Origin of the sequence: Bartonella sp. AA81SXKL, from assembly GCF_042196945.1 — a bacterium.
Taxonomy (GTDB): domain Bacteria; phylum Pseudomonadota; class Alphaproteobacteria; order Rhizobiales; family Rhizobiaceae; genus Bartonella.
The window spans coordinates 1-297 of the sequence record NZ_JBHIRH010000238.1 but is presented as its reverse complement, the minus strand read 5'-3'; positions in this window follow the sequence as shown (position 1 = coordinate 297).

The window sequence follows — 297 nt, the reverse complement described above, 5'->3', positions numbered from 1 at the left end:
ATACATGCTACTCTTCAATCGCTACAAGATAAAGTAAAAACACTGAAAGCTTAGGCTGACTGTGTTACACGCAGCGGTGCTGTCCAATACGCGCAATTGGATAAATTACAAGATGATCAACAATTAAGGCAAGAAAAGCTCAAAGCTGTTAAAAGCCTGATGCAAACAAAAGTCATCAGCAACTCTCTTTATTGAGAACGTTTATATGACTTTAAAAATGTAGAGCAGGAAATGTTAGCTAATAAAAGACGCTTGGAAGAAAACACCGCTGAAACAGAAGCACTCCGCCAACAACGG